The sequence below is a fragment of the Streptococcus sp. 1055 genome, from assembly GCF_013276815.1.
In the GTDB taxonomy this organism is placed as follows: domain Bacteria; phylum Bacillota; class Bacilli; order Lactobacillales; family Streptococcaceae; genus Streptococcus; species Streptococcus pseudopneumoniae.
On the sequence record NZ_VMLT01000134.1, the window covers coordinates 1 to 663 of the forward strand.

At 38.6% G+C, this 663-nt stretch carries 1 tRNA gene and 2 pseudogenes; 2 read left to right on the forward strand and 1 reads right to left on the reverse strand.

The annotated features are described in order from the left end of the window. A pseudogene (locus HT699_RS10470) lies at positions 1 to 292 on the forward strand (IS630 family transposase); the annotation flags it as partial. Further along, a pseudogene (locus HT699_RS11905) lies at positions 291 to 578 on the forward strand (transposase); the annotation flags it as partial. The pseudogenes HT699_RS10470 and HT699_RS11905, both read left to right, overlap by 2 nt. Here the strand turns inward: HT699_RS11905 and HT699_RS10480 are convergent. Further along, positions 567 to 640 (reverse strand) — tRNA-Asn (locus HT699_RS10480). The pseudogene HT699_RS11905 and the gene HT699_RS10480 overlap by 12 nt on opposite strands. Positions 641 to 663 lie beyond the last annotated feature (23 nt).

A 663-nucleotide genomic window follows, 5' to 3' on the forward strand; every position in this document is an offset into this window, starting at 1 on the left:
AGCTCCCATGATTTACAAGAACAGCATGACAAGCGATTTCTTTGTGGAGTGGTTCAAAACGCAACTCCTGCCTGCTTTGAAGACACCTCATGTTATTATCATGGACAATGCTAGTTTTGATCCCAAGAACATTTTGGATGAACTCTGCATCCAAGATAAACACTTTTTCTTACCTCTACCGCCTTATTCACCAGATTTGAATCCTATTGAGCAAGCTTGGGCTATCTTGAAAAAGAAAGTAACAGATTTATTAAGGGAAGTCCCAACTATTTTTGAATGTTTGGAACGCTGATAACGAGAAAATTGTCAATGCCCTTAAACTAGCCTATTCTAACGCCAAACTAGAAGTCACTAATAATCTCATCAAACTTATCAAACGCAACGCCTTTGGTTTTCGGAACTTTAAAAACTTCAAAAAAAATGACGAAATTTGCCCTTTCTCGAGATTCGCTTTTCATCAACCCACTACAGTTGACAAAGAGCCGAAAAATGTCTCGCCTCTAATAACACGAGATAGATTATTATTACATAACAAAAAAAGAGGCCTAAACCTCTTAACTAAATTACTCCGCCAGTAGGACTCGAACCTACGACATCATGATTAACAGTCATGCGCTACTACCAACTGAGCTATGGCGGATTAAAGCTAAGCGACTTCCCTAT